The organism is Pannonibacter phragmitetus (assembly GCF_050510895.1).
GTDB lineage: Bacteria > Pseudomonadota > Alphaproteobacteria > Rhizobiales > Stappiaceae > Pannonibacter > Pannonibacter phragmitetus_B.
This window is the reverse complement of sequence record NZ_JBNINT010000001.1, coordinates 819,102-834,002: the sequence shown is the minus strand read 5'-3', so window position 1 is coordinate 834,002 and position 14,901 is coordinate 819,102. Positions and strand designations below refer to the sequence as shown.

General features: G+C 61.4%; 18 protein-coding genes and 1 pseudogene. 15 read left to right on the top strand and 4 right to left on the bottom strand.

The annotated features are described in order from the left end of the window. From ACQB61_RS03890 to ACQB61_RS03865, 6 genes and pseudogenes are all read left to right on the top strand, one after another. Entirely contained in the window at positions 1–1,158 is a 1,158-nt protein-coding gene (locus ACQB61_RS03890; protein ID WP_430511568.1) for a M24 family metallopeptidase, read from the top strand. A 74-nt stretch (positions 1,159–1,232) separates the two neighbouring features. Then, entirely contained in the window at positions 1,233–1,751 is a 519-nt protein-coding gene (locus ACQB61_RS03885) for a hypothetical protein (protein ID WP_430511567.1), read from the top strand. Between the two features lie 245 nt (positions 1,752–1,996). Continuing rightward, positions 1,997–2,928: pseudogene (locus tag ACQB61_RS03880) on the top strand (ribose-phosphate pyrophosphokinase). Between the two features lie 226 nt (positions 2,929–3,154). Beyond that, positions 3,155–4,381 (top strand): CmlA/FloR family chloramphenicol efflux MFS transporter, encoded by a 1,227-nt coding sequence (gene cml, locus ACQB61_RS03875; protein ID WP_430511566.1) that lies wholly within the window; start codon positions 3,155–3,157, stop codon positions 4,379–4,381. A 153-nt stretch (positions 4,382–4,534) separates the two neighbouring features. Next, entirely contained in the window at positions 4,535–5,227 is a 693-nt protein-coding gene (locus tag ACQB61_RS03870; RefSeq protein WP_430511565.1) for an MOSC domain-containing protein, read from the top strand. 163 nt (positions 5,228–5,390) lie between these two features. Next, positions 5,391–5,996, top strand: coding sequence for a 50S ribosomal protein L25/general stress protein Ctc (locus tag ACQB61_RS03865; RefSeq protein WP_430511564.1), 606 nt, complete (start codon positions 5,391–5,393; stop codon positions 5,994–5,996). 56 nt (positions 5,997–6,052) lie between these two features. Here ACQB61_RS03865 and ACQB61_RS03860 read toward each other — a convergent pair whose 3' ends face one another. Continuing rightward, entirely contained in the window at positions 6,053–6,628 is a 576-nt protein-coding gene (locus ACQB61_RS03860; RefSeq protein ID WP_430511563.1) for a LysR substrate-binding domain-containing protein, read from the bottom strand. Then, positions 6,541–6,987, bottom strand: coding sequence for a LysR family transcriptional regulator (locus ACQB61_RS03855; protein ID WP_430514282.1), 447 nt, complete (start codon positions 6,985–6,987; stop codon positions 6,541–6,543). Before ACQB61_RS03855 ends, ACQB61_RS03860 begins: the two co-directional genes overlap by 88 nt. 99 nt (positions 6,988–7,086) lie before the next feature. Between ACQB61_RS03855 and ACQB61_RS03850 the strand changes: the two genes are divergently transcribed. From ACQB61_RS03850 to ACQB61_RS03830, 5 genes are all read left to right on the top strand, one after another. After that, positions 7,087–7,290 carry a YdcH family protein gene (locus ACQB61_RS03850; protein ID WP_430511562.1) on the top strand — a complete coding sequence of 68 codons (204 nt, stop codon included), beginning with the start codon at positions 7,087–7,089 and terminating at the stop codon, positions 7,288–7,290. Continuing rightward, positions 7,287–7,499 (top strand): hypothetical protein, encoded by a 213-nt coding sequence (locus ACQB61_RS03845; RefSeq protein WP_430511561.1) that lies wholly within the window; start codon positions 7,287–7,289, stop codon positions 7,497–7,499. Before ACQB61_RS03850 ends, ACQB61_RS03845 begins: the two co-directional genes overlap by 4 nt. A 170-nt stretch (positions 7,500–7,669) precedes the next feature. Then, the gene (pth, locus tag ACQB61_RS03840) at positions 7,670–8,443 is read left to right on the top strand and encodes an aminoacyl-tRNA hydrolase (protein ID WP_430511560.1); all 774 of its coding nucleotides are present in this window, start codon (positions 7,670–7,672) and stop codon (positions 8,441–8,443) included. A gap of 89 nt (positions 8,444–8,532) precedes the next feature. Beyond that, positions 8,533–9,633 carry a redox-regulated ATPase YchF gene (gene ychF / locus ACQB61_RS03835; protein WP_430511559.1) on the top strand — a complete coding sequence of 367 codons (1,101 nt, stop codon included), beginning with the start codon at positions 8,533–8,535 and terminating at the stop codon, positions 9,631–9,633. Positions 9,634–9,660: 27 nt separating this feature from the next. Next, the gene (locus ACQB61_RS03830; RefSeq protein WP_430511558.1) at positions 9,661–10,347 is read left to right on the top strand and encodes a fumarylacetoacetate hydrolase family protein; all 687 of its coding nucleotides are present in this window, start codon (positions 9,661–9,663) and stop codon (positions 10,345–10,347) included. A gap of 4 nt (positions 10,348–10,351) precedes the next feature. Here the strand turns inward: ACQB61_RS03830 and ACQB61_RS03825 are convergent, their stop codons facing one another. After that, a complete protein-coding gene (locus tag ACQB61_RS03825; protein WP_430511557.1) occupies positions 10,352–11,404 on the bottom strand; it encodes a methyl-accepting chemotaxis protein in 1,053 nt (350 codons plus the stop codon). Positions 11,405–11,787: 383 nt separating this feature from the next. Between ACQB61_RS03825 and mbfA the strand changes: the two genes are divergently transcribed. The 4 genes from mbfA to ACQB61_RS03805 all read left to right on the top strand — a co-directional run bounded on the left by mbfA (position 11,788) and on the right by ACQB61_RS03805 (position 14,400). Further along, positions 11,788–12,771, top strand: coding sequence for an iron exporter MbfA (gene mbfA, locus ACQB61_RS03820; RefSeq protein ID WP_430511556.1), 984 nt, complete (start codon positions 11,788–11,790; stop codon positions 12,769–12,771). Between the two features lie 166 nt (positions 12,772–12,937). Next, positions 12,938–13,303: a hypothetical protein gene (locus tag ACQB61_RS03815; protein WP_430511555.1), complete on the top strand. Its 366-nt coding sequence runs from the start codon at positions 12,938–12,940 to the stop codon at positions 13,301–13,303. 147 nt (positions 13,304–13,450) lie between these two features. Further along, the gene (locus ACQB61_RS03810) at positions 13,451–13,918 is read left to right on the top strand and encodes a MaoC family dehydratase (protein WP_430511554.1); all 468 of its coding nucleotides are present in this window, start codon (positions 13,451–13,453) and stop codon (positions 13,916–13,918) included. Then, positions 13,915–14,400: a MaoC family dehydratase gene (locus ACQB61_RS03805; RefSeq protein WP_430511553.1), complete on the top strand. Its 486-nt coding sequence runs from the start codon at positions 13,915–13,917 to the stop codon at positions 14,398–14,400. The genes ACQB61_RS03810 and ACQB61_RS03805 overlap by 4 nt, the downstream gene beginning before the upstream one ends. On the opposite strand, the gene ACQB61_RS03800 is transcribed toward ACQB61_RS03805, so the two are convergent. After that, positions 14,370–14,897, bottom strand: coding sequence for an N-acetyltransferase family protein (locus tag ACQB61_RS03800; protein ID WP_430511552.1), 528 nt, complete (start codon positions 14,895–14,897; stop codon positions 14,370–14,372). The two genes, ACQB61_RS03805 and ACQB61_RS03800, sit on opposite strands and share 31 nt — an antisense overlap. Between the last annotated feature and the right edge of the window lie 4 nt (positions 14,898–14,901).

Sequence of the window (14,901 nt, the reverse complement as noted above, 5' to 3'; positions counted from 1 at the left end):
ATGGCGCTGCATTTCACGGATGCGGAATTCGAGAGCCGGTTCGAGCGGCTCAAGATGCGAATGAGCGAGGAAAAGCTGGATGCGATGCTCCTGTTCGCGCAGGAAAGCTCCTACTGGCTGACGGGCTATGACACCTTCGGCTTCTGTTTCTTCCAGTGCCTCGTGGTCACGGCAGACGGGCGCAAGGTACTGCTGACGCGCTCTGCCGACGAACGGCAGGCGAAACACACGTCCAACATCACAGACATTCGCATCTGGGTGGACCGGGGCGGCGCCAGCCCGGTGGGGCAGCTGAAGGACATGCTGTTTGACATGGACCTTCTCGGCGCCCGGATCGGCATTGAATATGACACTCACGGACTGACTGCAAAGCTTGGCCGTGAACTGGACGAGGCCCTGCGCAGCTTTGCCGAACTTTCGGACGCGTCACACATCATTCCGCGCCTGAGAGCCATAAAAAGCGCCGAAGAACTGGTTTACGTGCGTGAGGCGGCCAGGCTGGCCGATGCCGCCTATCTGGCAGGTCTGGATGAAATCCGCCCCGGCGCGGATGAGGGGCGCATTCTGGCGGCGATGCACAACGCCATCTTCGAAGGCGGTGGTGACTATCCGGGAAATGAGTTCATCATCGGCTCTGGCCGCGATGCCTTGCTGTGCCGCTACAAATCCGGCCGCCGCCAGCTTTCGGCGCAGGACCAGATCACGCTGGAGCTGGCCGGCACCTACCGCCACTATCACGTGGCGCTGATGCGGACAGTCGCCGTCGGGGGCGCAACTCCCCGGCACAGGGCAATGCATGAGGCCTGTGCCCAGGCCCTCTCCGCCGTTGAAAACAAGCTGCAGACCGGCTGCACTTTTGGCGAGATCTTTGATGCTCATGCATCTGCCATGGATGCGCGCAACATGCTGCCGCACCGGCTCAATGCCTGTGGCTATTCGCTCGGCGCCCGTTTTACACCGAGCTGGATGGACTGGCCGATGGCCTTTAGCGGCAATGATGCTGTGGTCGAGCCAAACATGGTCATCTTCATGCACATGATTCTGGCCGATTCGGGCACGGAAACTGCCATGTCCCTGGGCCGGACCTATTTGACTGGCGTGGATGGACCTGTTTCTCTTTCGGAACTGCCTCTCGACCTTCCGGTCAAGGCAAGCTAAACCTGTCGGCACACAGGATTTCCGGCGCTCAGGCGACTGCGGCCGCCGCCACCAGAAACGGTATTCGGGAACAGATGACGATACTCATGTCCTCCACGGCCAAGAGGCTTTGCGCCGCGACTCTCCTTCTCGCCGTTGCAGCCTGCAACCAGACAGCCCCGACTCCAAGAACTGTCACCCCGTCCGTCCCGGGCAACCAGACGCTGACGCCGGCACCCAAGGTCCCGGCAGATCAGGCAACCTTTGCGTTTGAGCCCTTCACTGGCGCTCCGGGCAATACGGCAGACGAACTGGCGCAGGAGATCGGCACACGGGCGGGCATTGAACGGTTGAAGCTCGTGCGCCGCGTCGACGCCAAGCCGACCTACCGGGTAAAAGGATACCTGACCGCCACCGGCACGCCTGCTGGCGGTTCGGTCTTCTTCGTCTTTGACGTTTTCGATGCCAATGGCGTGCGGCTGACCCGGATCTCGGGCACAGAGGCGATTGGCGGCGTGAGCGGGGATCCCTGGATGTCGGTCAGCACCTCGTCGCTGCAGCAAATTGCGTCACGCGCAGTGCTGGAACTGAAGGCCTGGGTGAACACGTATTGAGCCCTTGCGGGGTCAATTGCACGTCTAAGTATTCACCTTAGGTGCAGCGCAGCAAAAAAGCGCTGCCACAGCCTTTTGTGGTGTTGTCGGAAGGCAGCGGGGTTGTTACAACGCCGCCGCCTGAGACAAGCAAAGCTCAGGGTGCTGCGCACCGGCGGTGCGTGACATGGACGCGTAACTGAAGACGTGAGGCAGGGGCCCTCCGGGTCCGGCGTTGCCGCGTCGCACAAAAGGACCAGTCGCCCATGAAAATTGTCGCGGGCAACTCCAATCGCGCGCTTGCCGAAGAAATTTCCAAATATCTGGATGTTCCTCTGGCTGCCTGCCAGGTGCGGCGTTTCGCTGACCAGGAGATTTTCGTCGAGCTTCAGGAAAACGTCCGTGGTGAGGATGTCTTCGTGGTTCAGTCCACAAGCTACCCCGCCAACGACCACCTGATGGAACTGCTGATCATCATTGATGCCCTGCGCCGTTCCTCGGCCCGCCGCATCACCGCAGTGATCCCCTACTTCGGCTATGCCCGCCAGGATCGCCGCGCTTCGGGCCGTACGCCGATTTCCGCCAAGCTGGTGGCCAACCTGATCACGGAAGCTGGCGCAGACCGCATCCTGACCCTCGACCTGCACGCCGGTCAGATTCAGGGCTTCTTCGACATCCCGACCGATAACCTGTTTGCAGCGCCGGTCATGACCCGCGACATCAAGGAGCGTTACGCCACGGATAACGTGATGGTCGTATCGCCGGACGTCGGCGGCGTGGTGCGCGCCCGTGCGCTGGCAAAGCGCATTGATGCGCCGCTCGCCATCGTCGACAAGCGCCGTGACCGTCCGGGTGAGTCGGAAGTCATGAATATCATCGGCACCGTCGATGGCATGGACTGCATCCTTGTGGACGACATCGTCGACAGCGGCGGCACCCTGTGCAACGCGGCCGAGGCCCTTCTGAACAAAGGCGCCAAGTCGGTGACGGCCTACATCACCCATGGCGTTCTGTCCGGCGGCGCAGTTGCCCGCGTCTCGGCTTCAAGCTCAAGGAACTGGTGATCACCAATTCCATCGAGCCGACCGCAGCCATCAAGGCCGCCGCCAACATCCGCGCCATCTCCATCGCCCCTCTGATGGGCGAAGCGATCAACCGCACTGCGCTGGAAGAATCGGTTTCGAGCCTGTTCAACTAAGCGCCCGCTAACCTTGCAGATCCGGGGCCCTCAGTGAGTGCTCCGGAATGCTACCGGGAAGATAGCAGTCCCGTTTTGCAGGAACCCTGGAATGAGAAGTGCCAAGTCGGCAACCTTCGAAGCCGCAATAGCCCTTGTCGTTATTGCGGCGTTCTGTAAGTCCAGCCAGATCTGATTGCCGAGCTGCAGACGCCGCGCGATTCCTCCAATCGAGCGGTAGCTTCTCATGTCTTCCAAACAGCCCAGATGGGCCTATTCACTGCCGGCAGCACTGCTGCTGATGGCGCCCTTTGACATGCTCTCCTCTCTGGCGATGGATATCTATCTTCCTGTCGTGCCAGCAATGCCCCGGATACTAGGCACATCGTCATCGGTCATTCAGCTCACTCTCACCCTTTACATGGTCCTGCTCGGTGCCGGGCAGGTCATCTTCGGGCCTGTCTCCGACAGAATCGGAAGACGCCCGGTTTTGCTCGCAGGTGCATCTGCCTTCTTCATCGCCTCCATCGGCGCGGCCTTTTCAACGGCGGCAGGCCCATTCCTGAGCTTTCGTCTTTTGCAGGCCGCCGGTGCATCGGCGATGCTGGTTGCAACCTTCGCCACTGTGCGGGACGTCTATGCCAACCGTCCCGAAGGCGCCGTCATCTACGGCTCCCTCAGTTCGATGCTTGCCTTCGTTCCGGCCCTTGGGCCGATCGCGGGCACATTGCTCAATGGCCTGTTTGGCTGGCAGGCCATCTTCCTGGCCTTGGCAGCTCTAACCATGCCTCCGTTTCTTCATGCCTGGCACAGATGGCATGAAACAGGCCCACAGGCACAGGCACAGGCACAGGCACAGGCACAGGCACAGGCAAGACCGAGCATCCTCTCTGTCCTTTCCAGCCTTAAATTCCGGGTCTACACGCTGGCTTTCTCGGCTGCGATGGGGACATTCTTCGTTTTCTTCTCAACGTCACCACGCATACTCATTGGCAGAGCGGGTTATTCAGAAGCCGAGTTCAGCGCCGCTTTCGCAAGCGTTGCCTTTGTGATGATCGCAACAACCCGATTCTCCAGAGTGATCACCGTCAGATGGGGAATTGCGGGTTGCACCGCCCGCGGTATGGGGCTCCTAGCCTTGAGTGCTTGCCTTCTGCTTCTGGGCGAAGTCACCGGGCCTCCCTCAGTCATCACCTTCATCCTGCCGATGTGGACCGCCGCCGCTGGAATCGTGTTTACGGTTTCGGTCACCGCCAACGGAGCGCTGGCAGAGTTCGATGACATGGCCGGGTCAGCTGTTGCGGTGTATTTTTGCGTCCAGAGCCTCATCGTCAGCATCATTGGAACGCTTGCGGTCCTGCTATTTGACGGACAAACGGCGTGGCCGCTGGTCTGCTACATGCTGGGTATGACAACTCTGGTGTTCTGCGGACTGAGGCAGCTCAGAGTGCATGAACAGGGCCGGGGTGCATGAAAGAGCGCTGACACTGCCACGCCACTCGGCCGGCAGCGGACAATTCACGCAAACAAAGGAAGGCATCCGGCTGCGGATGCCTTTTTTGTCTGGACAAACGCCGCAATCCGAAGAACGGTCACCCCTCAATAAATCACACGGAACAGTCTTCATATGACCCGGCATCTGGAAGCAACCATTCTTGGCGTTTTCACCGGCAAGGCCAGAGACCGCTGGGAGGGCAAGGCCCCCAGTGCCATCGCAAAGCAGGCAAGGCAGGAAAGCCTTTGGCTGTCGAAGACCGGCCTTTCCGGCGACGAACAGGCAGACACGGCCGTTCATGGCGGGCTTGAAAAGGCACTGCATCACTATGCCGCCGATCACATGCCCCATTGGGCCAGTGCATGGCCGGAGCAGGCGGAGTTCTTCCAGCCCGGCTGCTTTGGCGAGAACATCTCAAGCCAGGGACTGACAGAAGCAGATCTGTGCCTTGGTGACATCCTGAAGATGGACGGCGCCACGGTGCAGATCTGTCAGGGCCGCCAGCCCTGCTGGAAGCTGAACATGCACACCGGCCTGACCGGCATGGCGCCTGCTTTCCAGAAGACCGGCTTTACCGGCTGGTACTACCGGGTTCTGGAAGAGGGCAGCGTATCGGCAGGCGGCAGCATCCGCCTGATCGAGCGGCAGCATCCGGACTGGACGCTCAGCCGGCTGATCTCCGCCCGTTTCAATCCGCGCCTTGATCCGGCGGAAGCGGCAGAGCTTTCACGCATGGAGGTGCTGGCCGAAGGCTGGCGCAATGCCTTCGCCCGCAAGGTGGATCCGGCCTTCGTGGAAAACACGGACCGGCGTCTGAAAGGCTGAAAACGCCCGCAATCCGGGGCACATTGCTTGCGCTTTACCGGCCTTTCGGCTATAGACCCGCTCGCGTCCGCACCCCTGGAGGCGGCGCAGGGGCCGATCCCGTCACTCTGACCAATGGGTCAGGGAGGCGCCGGTCCATTTTTACATCCGAAGGAGTACTGTCATGGCTGCCAGCTACGAGCTGACTGCATCTGTGCGGAACCGGGTGGGCAAGGGGGCCGCTCGTGCATTGCGTCGCGAAGGTCTCATCCCCGCCGTCATCTATGGTGACAAGAAGGCCGCGCTGCCGATTTCCATTCCGCTCAAGGAAACCACTCTGGCCCTGCACAAGGGCGGCTTCCTGACGCACATCGCCATCATCGATGTGGACGGCGAGAAGCATCAGGTCATCGCCAAGGACTACCAGCGTCATCCGGTCCGCGACGAGCTGACCCACGTTGATTTCCTGCGCGTGTCCGGCAACACCACCCTCGTGGTCAACGTTCCGGTTCACTTCCTGAACCAGGAAACCTGCCCGGGCATCAAGCGCGGCGGCGTGCTGAACATCGTCCGTCACACGGTTGAAATGACCGTTCCGGCGAACGCCATTCCGGAGTTCCTGGAGCTGGACCTGGCGAACGCCAAGCTCGGCGAGTCGCTCCACATCTCCGCCATCAACGTTCCGGCCAACTGCCATCCGACGATCACCGACCGCGATTTCACCGTCGCAACGATCGCCGCTCCGGCTGGCCTGAAGGACGAAGAAGAAGAAGGTTCGGCTGAAGCCTGATTTCGGGCTCGCCGGATTTTTCCGCGAAAAGGGGCGCATCGCGTCCCTTTTTGCATTCAAGCCTGCGGCAGGCTGACGCCCTCAAAGCCGGACCGGGCAATACCTTCGCGCGCCAGCTTCGCCAGCCGCTGAAAATGAGCCTGGCGCGGCGAGCCTTCCCGCCATGCAAGTACGATCTGCCGCTGCATGGGCCAGCCAGACAACTCCTTCAACGCCACCTGCCGCTCACGGGCGAACTCGGAAGCCACATAGGCCGCAGGAAACAGCGACAGCCCCATGCCGATGGAGATCATCTGGCGCAAGGCATCGAGGCTGGTGCCCTCATAGTCCTCGCTCATCACTGCGCCCGAGGCGACACAAAGCGCCTGCACCTGATCATAGAGCCGGTGCCCGCGCCCGAGCGTCAGCATGCGCTCGCCTTGCAGGTCTGAAACTGACAAGACCGGCCGGGATGCCAGCGCATGGCGCTGGGGAAGACCCAGATAGATCCGTTCCAGACAAAGATCCTCGCTGACAAGGCGGCTTTCCCGGACAGGCTGCGGTGTCAGGATGCAATCCACCGTCCCCTCCCTTGCGGCGGTCTCCAGAAGCGAGGGCCGCTCCTCCCGGATGTAAAGCTGCAGACCTGGCACCTGTTCCTGGAGCAGCTCAATAACACCGGGCAGCAGATACGGCCCCGCCGTGGGGCGGCACCGAGCCGGATCAGACCTCCCAGCCCCTGGTCAGCAGCCTGTGCTTCCCGGACGAACTCGTCCAGCGTTTCCAGCACAGTCCTCGCGTAAGGAAGCAGCGCATGACCGGCAGGGGTTGGCTGGACCACAGCGCTGCCCCGGTCAATCAGCACCACACCCAGCCGGTCCTCCAGCAGCTTCAGCTGCGCCGACAAGGTGGGCTGTGAAACATGGCAGGCCCGTGCCGCACGGCCAAAGTGGCCATGCTCGGCAACGGCGACGAGATACTCAAGCTGACGGTGCGACGGGCGGTAAGGCATGCAATAGATAATATCTATCATACTCATACAGTCTATGTATTTTTATGATCGAGCGAAGCACTCCATATGACAGACGCTGGGTAATGAAAGGAGGAAAACATGCACCGGAAACTGGTTGCCTTGCGCGTTCGTCATGCCATTCTCGATGCCAAGATCGAGCGGGAGGCCCGCCGCCCTCATACCGATACGATCCGCCTCACAGCCCTCAAGAAACTGCGCCTGCGCCTCAAGGAGCAGATCACACAGGTGGAACGGGAATTCTTCCGCAAGGAAACGCGGGGGAACGGCATGGTGCGCGCATGAGCACCGGTTCACCAACCTTCTGGTTCGCCATGCGCGGCTTCGGGACAAAGAGCTCCGCGAACCGCCGCAGTGAGAGACTGACCGAACTGGACCGCCGCATGTCCGAGTTCCTGACGGAGAAGCAGGGCTCGGGCGGCAGCGAACTGCTGCCACATGTGGCCGCCGAACAGGCCCGCATCCGCACAGCCCTCACGGAAGAGAAGACCTGAGGCGGCAGCGGCCGTGCTTCCCCGGGCACGGACTGAAACCACAGCGGCATACGGACGCAGCAGTCGGATGGGCCGTCTCGACAGGGGCGGCCCATTGCTGTAAGCGGACGAAGACACCGCGCGGCCCAATGGCTGGCGCATTTTCCCGTTCGCGCAGCTACGGACATGCCATGCAGATCATCGCAGGCCTCGGCAACCCGGGCGGACAATATGCCCGCAACCGGCACAACATCGGCTTCATGGCTCTGGACGAGATCCACCGCCGCCATTCTGGCTTTTCCCCATGGCGTGCCCGCTTTCAGGGCGAGGTGAGCGAAGGCAGCATCGGCGGTGAGAAGATCATGCTGCTGAAGCCCATGACCTACATGAACGAATCCGGCCGTTCCGTCGGTGAGGCCATGCGCTTCTACAAGCTGGAGCCGGCGGATATTCTCGTCATCTATGACGAGCTGGACCTGCCGCCCGCCAAATTCCGCATGAAGACCGGCGGCGGCCATGGCGGCCACAACGGCTTGCGCTCCATCACTGCCCACATCGGCGATGCCTACCGCCGCCTCAGGCTCGGCATCGGCCATCCGGGCGACAAGAAGCTCGTCTCCAACTACGTGCTGGGTGACTTCGCCAAGGCTGACGGCGAGTGGCTGGAGCTTCTGTTTGAGGGCATTGCCGGTCATGCGGAACTGCTGGCCAAACGCCAGGACAGCACCTTTGCCAACAAGCTGACCTTGCAACTGGAGCCGGAAAAGGCGCAGCGCCCGGAAAAGCGCAAGGCAACGGAAGCCGGTGAGGACGCTGCCGCGGGCAAACCGGCGCCGCGCCCTGCGCCCAAAGGCCAGAGCCACATCCGCCAGGCCCGCCAGCCGAAGGCCCCTGCCCTGCCCACCTCCGGCCCCATGGCAGAGATGCTGAAGAAGCTTCTAGGCAAGAGTGGCGGGCAGGACTGACCTGCCTCCGTCTTCGCAATGCTTGACCTTGCCCGCCCCCTCGGGCAAGAAGCGGCTCAAATCTTCGATCAAACCGAAAGCGATCTCCCATGGGTTTCCAGTGCGGCATCGTCGGCCTGCCCAACGTCGGCAAGTCCACGCTCTTCAACGCGCTCACACGCACGGCTGCGGCTCAGGCCGCCAACTATCCGTTCTGCACCATCGAGCCGAACACCGGCGAAGTGGCCGTGCCGGACCCGCGCATGACGGCGATTGCCAAGGTCGCTGGCAGCAAGGAAATCATTCCGACGCGCATCACCTTCGTGGATATCGCTGGTCTCGTCCGCGGCGCATCGAAGGGCGAAGGCCTCGGCAACCAGTTCCTGGCCAACATCCGCGAGGTGGACGCCATCGTCCACGTGCTGCGCTGCTTCGTTGATGACGACATCACCCACGTGGAAGGCAAGATCGACCCGATCTCCGACGCCGAAACCGTCGAGACCGAGCTGATGGTCTCCGACATGGAAAGCCTTGAGCGCCGCCTTGCCCCCATGAAGAAGAAGGCGCAGGTTGGCGACAAGGAAGCCAAGGCCATCGCCCCGATCATGGAAGCTGCCCTCGCCCTGCTGCAGGACGGCAAGCCGGTGCGCACGCTGAAGCTGGCCGATGCCGAGGAAGAGAAGATCCTGCAAGGCCTCAACCTGCTCACCTCCAAGCCCGTTCTCTACGTGTGCAACGTTGAAGAAGGCTCGGCCGGCACCGGCAACGAGCTGTCCGCCAAGGTTGCCGAAATGGCGAAGGCACAAGGCGCCGGTTCCGTGGTCATCTCTGCGGCCATCGAGGCGGAAATCTCCCAGCTCGACAATGAAGAGCAGAAGGAATTCCTCGACACGCTTGGCCTTGAAGAGCCGGGCCTCGACCGCCTCATCCGCGCTGGTTATGACCTCCTGGGCCTGATCACCTATTTCACCGCAGGCCCGAAGGAAACCCGCGCCTGGACCATCACCCGCGGCACCAAGGCCCCGCAGGCGGCCGGCGTCATCCACTCGGACTTCGAACGCGGCTTCATCCGCGCCCAGACCATCGCCTTTGACGACTACGTCAATCTGGGTGGTGAAGTCGGCGCCAAGGAAGCGGGCAAGGCGCGTGACGAAGGCAAGGAGTACATCGTCAAGGACGGCGATGTGATGCTGTTCAAGTTCAACACCTGAGGCCAGCCGCAGAAAGAGCAGCGCATCATGACAAGCTTTGTGATCGACGTTCCGAAGATCCCCGCCCTGCCTGTGGCAGGCACTGATGCGCTGTTTCCGGTGCGCCGGGTCTATTGCATCGGCCGCAACTATGCGGCCCATGCTGTGGAGATGGGGCACGATCCCAACAAGGAGCCGCCGTTCTTCTTCCAGAAGAACCCGGACAATCTCGACGCCTCCGGCCGCTTCCCCTATCCGGGCAAGACGGCAGATGTCCATCATGAGGTGGAGCTGGCAGTGGTGCTGAAGTCCGGCGGCAGCGGCATTGCGGTGGCGGACGCGCTGTCTCATGTCTACGGCTATGCGGTAGCCCTCGACATGACCCGCCGCGACCTTCAGGCAGTGGCCAAGGACATGGGCCGCCCCTGGGACACGGCCAAGGCCTTCGAGCATTCTGCGCCCATCGCCCCCGTGATCCCGGCAAGCGTCTGCGGCCACCCGCAGGCTGGGGCGATCACGCTCACCGTCAACGGCACGCTTCGGCAAAGCGGCGATCTCAACCAGATGATCTGGAAGATCCCGGAAATGATCGCCTATCTGTCGGAGTATTTCACGCTGGCTGCTGGTGACGTGATCCTGACCGGCACGCCTTCCGGCGTTGGCCCCGTAGTGCGCGGAGACAGGCTGGAGGCCAGCGTCGAGGGATTTGCACCGTTCACTGTCGAAGTCGTGTGATCAATCACGGCCTTTGCCGGATGACGCCGTACCAGCCCAGCCCCGCATAGGTCTCGTAGCCCGGCGTCTTGTGGAAGGCGACGGTCGCACCATCCCGGTCCACATAGAAGCCCAGGTCACGGCCACCGGTCTGCAGCTGGATTTGCTCGCTCAGCACGCCCTTGCCATCAGATGAGGCCAGCACGCGGCCATTGCCGCTGACCAACATCACCCGCGAGCGCTCCCGCTCCTGCGGGGTCAGACGCACACCTTCAACGATTGCCTTTGCCTGCGGCTCCCAATCGAAGTGAATGGCAAGCATACCGAGTGGGCGGCCATTGCTGCGCCCGCCCTCCCGCACGCTGGCAAGATAGGTCGCCGTCTGGGCATTGCCGAGAAGCGGCTCGCGGGTGATCTCGTCCGCTACATAGTCATCGCCGGACCGCAGACCCTTGCCCTTGCTGAACCAGCCACGGGAGGAGATATCCGAGCCAATAACCCTGTAGCGGTCAGGGCGCCCATTGGCGATGACACGGCCATTCAGATCACACAGCCACAGATCCATATAGACAGTGTAAGCGCCGAGGATGACGCCCAGACGCTCGCAGGCATAGGCAACAGCCTCCGGCGCGGGCTTTTCCGCGCAACCAGCCACAGCGGAATCCGTCGCCCACCAGCGCACGTCGCAGGTGCGTTCATAAAGATTGCGGTCGATCAGCTCGATGGCATTCAGTGCAAGATCCGTCAGGCGCGAGCCCTGCGCCTGCAGCGCCATCTGCCGCGTCAGCGTTTCCAGCGCTTCGATTTCACCGGCCAACTCCTTGGCCAGCGCGCCGGAAATGCCCTCGACGGCGGTGGAAATCTCGCGCACTTCTTGCGCTACCACCAGAAAGCCGCGGCCCTGATCACCCGCGCGGGCGCTCTCGATCATGGCATTGAGCGCCAGCATCCGCAGCCTCCCCGTTACATCCCGGATCTGACCAACCTTCGTTGTGGTCAGCTCCCGCACCTCTGAGGTCCGCTCTACGATATCGGACAGCGCCGGAGCACGCTCCGTATCGGCAATCAACTGATCCATTTAAATATCTACCTGCCGCACAGCCCCAGAGAGCCTGAAGTCAGGAATACATTACTGTTAAAAATAACTAACAAATCGGAAACCGGGAGAAACTCTAGAATAATTCAATCAACGGAAGCGGATACTTGCAACTTTTTGCCGAACGTCAAGCCAGAAGCAAAACAAATAGGCATTTCAGGATCCGGTGTTTTTTACTGCGAACAGAAAGACAGGCCGCACGGATACTTCTGTTCAAAAAACAGGCAGCCATTTGGCCAGCACGCCCCTCCCGGCCCAAATGCCACGCCCGGACGGGGTTACCTCCGCGCTTTCCCTTATGGTCAGTGCGGGCGGAAGGCGGTTAGACTGCCGCCCTGATCCCCGTTCAGGAAAGCGAGAGCAACATGCTGTCCAGATTGATGAATTCCGGCCGGCGTGACTTTTCCAGCCTATCGGAAAAGGAAATCCTCGCTCTCGCAATCTCGTCTGAAGAGGACGACAGCCGGATCTATCAGGCTTATGCCGACGGGCTGCGGGATGATTTTCCCGCCTCTGCATCCGTGTTCGATGCCATGGCGGAAGAGGAAAATGGGCACAGGCAGCAATTGATTGCTCTGTTCCAGGACCGCTTTGGCGACAGCATACCGTTGATCCGGCGCGAGCATGTGCGCGGATATTACGCCCGCAAGCCGGACTGGCTGGTCCGCCCGCTTGGCCTTGAAAAGGTGCGGGCGATGGCGGAGCAGATGGAGGATCAGGCGGCCCGCTTCTATGAGGAGGCTGCAAAGCGCACCAGCGACGCGGCCACCCGCAAGCTCCTTGGCGACCTCGCCATGGCCGAACGCGGCCACGAAAGCCGAGCCGGGGCGCTCAGCGAGGCGCTGACCCCCGCAGATGTTCGGGCTGAGGAAGACAAGACAGCCCACAGGCAGTTCATTCTCACCTATGTTCAGCCGGGCCTCGCCGGGCTGATGGATGGTTCCGTTTCGACACTTGCCCCAATCTTTGCAGCCGCATTTGCGACGCAGGACACCTGGCAGACCTTTCTCGTTGGCCTGTCCGCCTCCGTGGGCGCAGGCATCTCCATGGGCTTCACAGAAGCTGCCCATGACGACGGAGTGCTGTCCGGCCGCGGGTCTCCACTGAAGCGCGGCCTTGCCTCTGGAATTATGACAACGGTTGGCGGACTTGGCCACGCCCTGCCCTATCTCATTCCGGATTTCTGGTCTGCGACCAGCCTGGCTGTTGCCGTCGTCTTCGTTGAACTGTGGGCTATCGCCTGGATTCAGAACCGCTACATGGACACGCCCTTCTGGCGCGCGGCCCTGCAGGTGGTTCTCGGGGGATCGCTCGTGTTTGCGGCTGGTGTACTTATCGGCAACGCCTGATTTCAGCAGGGACGCCAGCCCTTCAAGATTGCAATATTTCAATACACATTGATTATCGATTCCAAGACGCCACCTTTACACGCTGACACGGCGGTGTTCTTGCTTTCGGCTAGAACTGCTGGAGTGCGAAGAGTCGCAACTTGCCTGCTGTTCTGTGGGGAGCATGATGAAAAGCTTCAATTTTTTTGCAGCGGCCCTGGCCGCAACCCTGTCTGCAACCGCACCGCTGATGGCGGCAGGGACCGGGCAGGAAGGATATTTCCAGATCTACAACAACACGGACAGCAACACGGTCGTTGGTTTTTACACCAATGGCGGTGACGGCTGGAGTGACAACTGGCTGAGCAATCGTCTGGCACCAGGCGACAATGTGCGTGCCACTTTCCACTCCAACTCCGGCCCCTGCGATCAGACATTCCAGGTGGGCTGGCTTGGAACGGACGGCAGCGAAGTGCTGGATGACCCTGTCTCCATCGACATTTGCGAAGCCTCGAACGTCTATCTGGACGACAACGAGATGTATTACGACTGAGACCCTCGTGCCGGAGAGGACTGTGCCGGCATAATGCAGGATCTCAGCGCAGGCAAGCAGGCTCCGCCAAAAGGAGCGTTTGCCTGAAGTGGAATGAGCCCCATCAACCACTGGCGCGGGCGGTCATGGCGAGATAAAACAAACGCTATGACCGCCCACCGCTACTTCGAAGATTTCTCGCCCGGCGAGATCATTCCCCTCGGCACGAAGACCGTCACGAAGGACGAAATCATCGCCTTCGCGGCTGAGTTCGACCCTCAACCTTTCCATCTGGATGAGGAGGCAGGCAAGGCCTCGCTGCTTGGCGGCCTCGCGGCATCGGGCTGGCACACCGCATCCATGTTCATGCGCATGCTCGTCGACGGGCTGCTCGCTCATTCGGCAGGGCAAGGCGCACCGGGCGTCGATACGCTCACATGGCGCAGGCCAGTCTATCCGGGCGATATACTGACAGCACAGGCCAAGGTGCTGAACAGCCGCCCCCTGCGCTCACGCCCCGGCCTTGGGCTCGTTACCTTCGCATTTTCAGTCTCCAACCAGAACGGAGACACGGTGATGGTGCTTGAAAACCCCATTCTCTTCACCTGCCGTGAAACACCGGAGGCGGGCGCATGAGAACCTGGTTTGACGAGATGGAGCTTGGCGAGCGCGTCGAGCTTGGCTCCCACCACTTCACGGCAGAAGACATCGTCCGCTTTGCCGCCGCGTTCGACCCGCAGCCCTTCCATCTGACGGAAGAAGGCGCAGCGGCCACGCACTTCGGCCGCCTGTGCGCTTCCGGCTGGCATACCGCTTCCGCCTTCATGCGGCGGCTGATCCTGACCATGCAGGAACTGGACGCCGCCACGATCGCACGCGGGGAAACTCCGGTGGAGCGAGGCCCCTCGCCAGGCTTTGAGAACCTCAAATGGATCAAGCCCGTCTTCGCTGGCGACACCATCAGCTATGCCAGCGTCGTCATCGCCAAGGATGATATCCCGCAGCGTCCGGACTGGGGCGTTCTGCGCGGCCGCAATGAGGGCGTAAACCAGAACGGCGAATTGGTGTTCAGCTTTGAAAGTAAGGTCTATCTGCGCCGCAGGCCGCAGCAGGCCTGACCCTTACATTGCCGCAGCCTAAAGGCTGCGGCCCAGCACCACTTCGTCATGCAGCGGAATGCCGTACTCCCCGTCAGCGGGATTTCCGGCTTCAACTCGCGCTCGTCATCAATGACGCCCTGCACAATCCGCTCCAGCCGGAAGCCGCGCCGCTGGTAGAAGCGGAAAGCATCCAGATTGTCGTTTGACGTGCGGACCATGAGGCGGGAGATGCCATGACCTCTGGCATCCTTGACCACTGCGTCCAAAAGCTGCGTACCCGTCCCGGCCCAGCGGCTGAGAGAATCGAGCGTCAAGATTTCCCACTCCACCTCACGGCGGATGACCGTGACCGCCCCGGCAAGCTGGCCGTCATCATCAGCCAGAAAGCCCGGCAACGCCGAAGCATCAACCATGACGCCATCCAGCAGGATTTCGACACCCGCCCACCGCTCTTCCAGCAACTGGGCAAGGGCAGGACGGTCCTTATCCTCAATCGGCCTGATGATGACTGCCAATAGA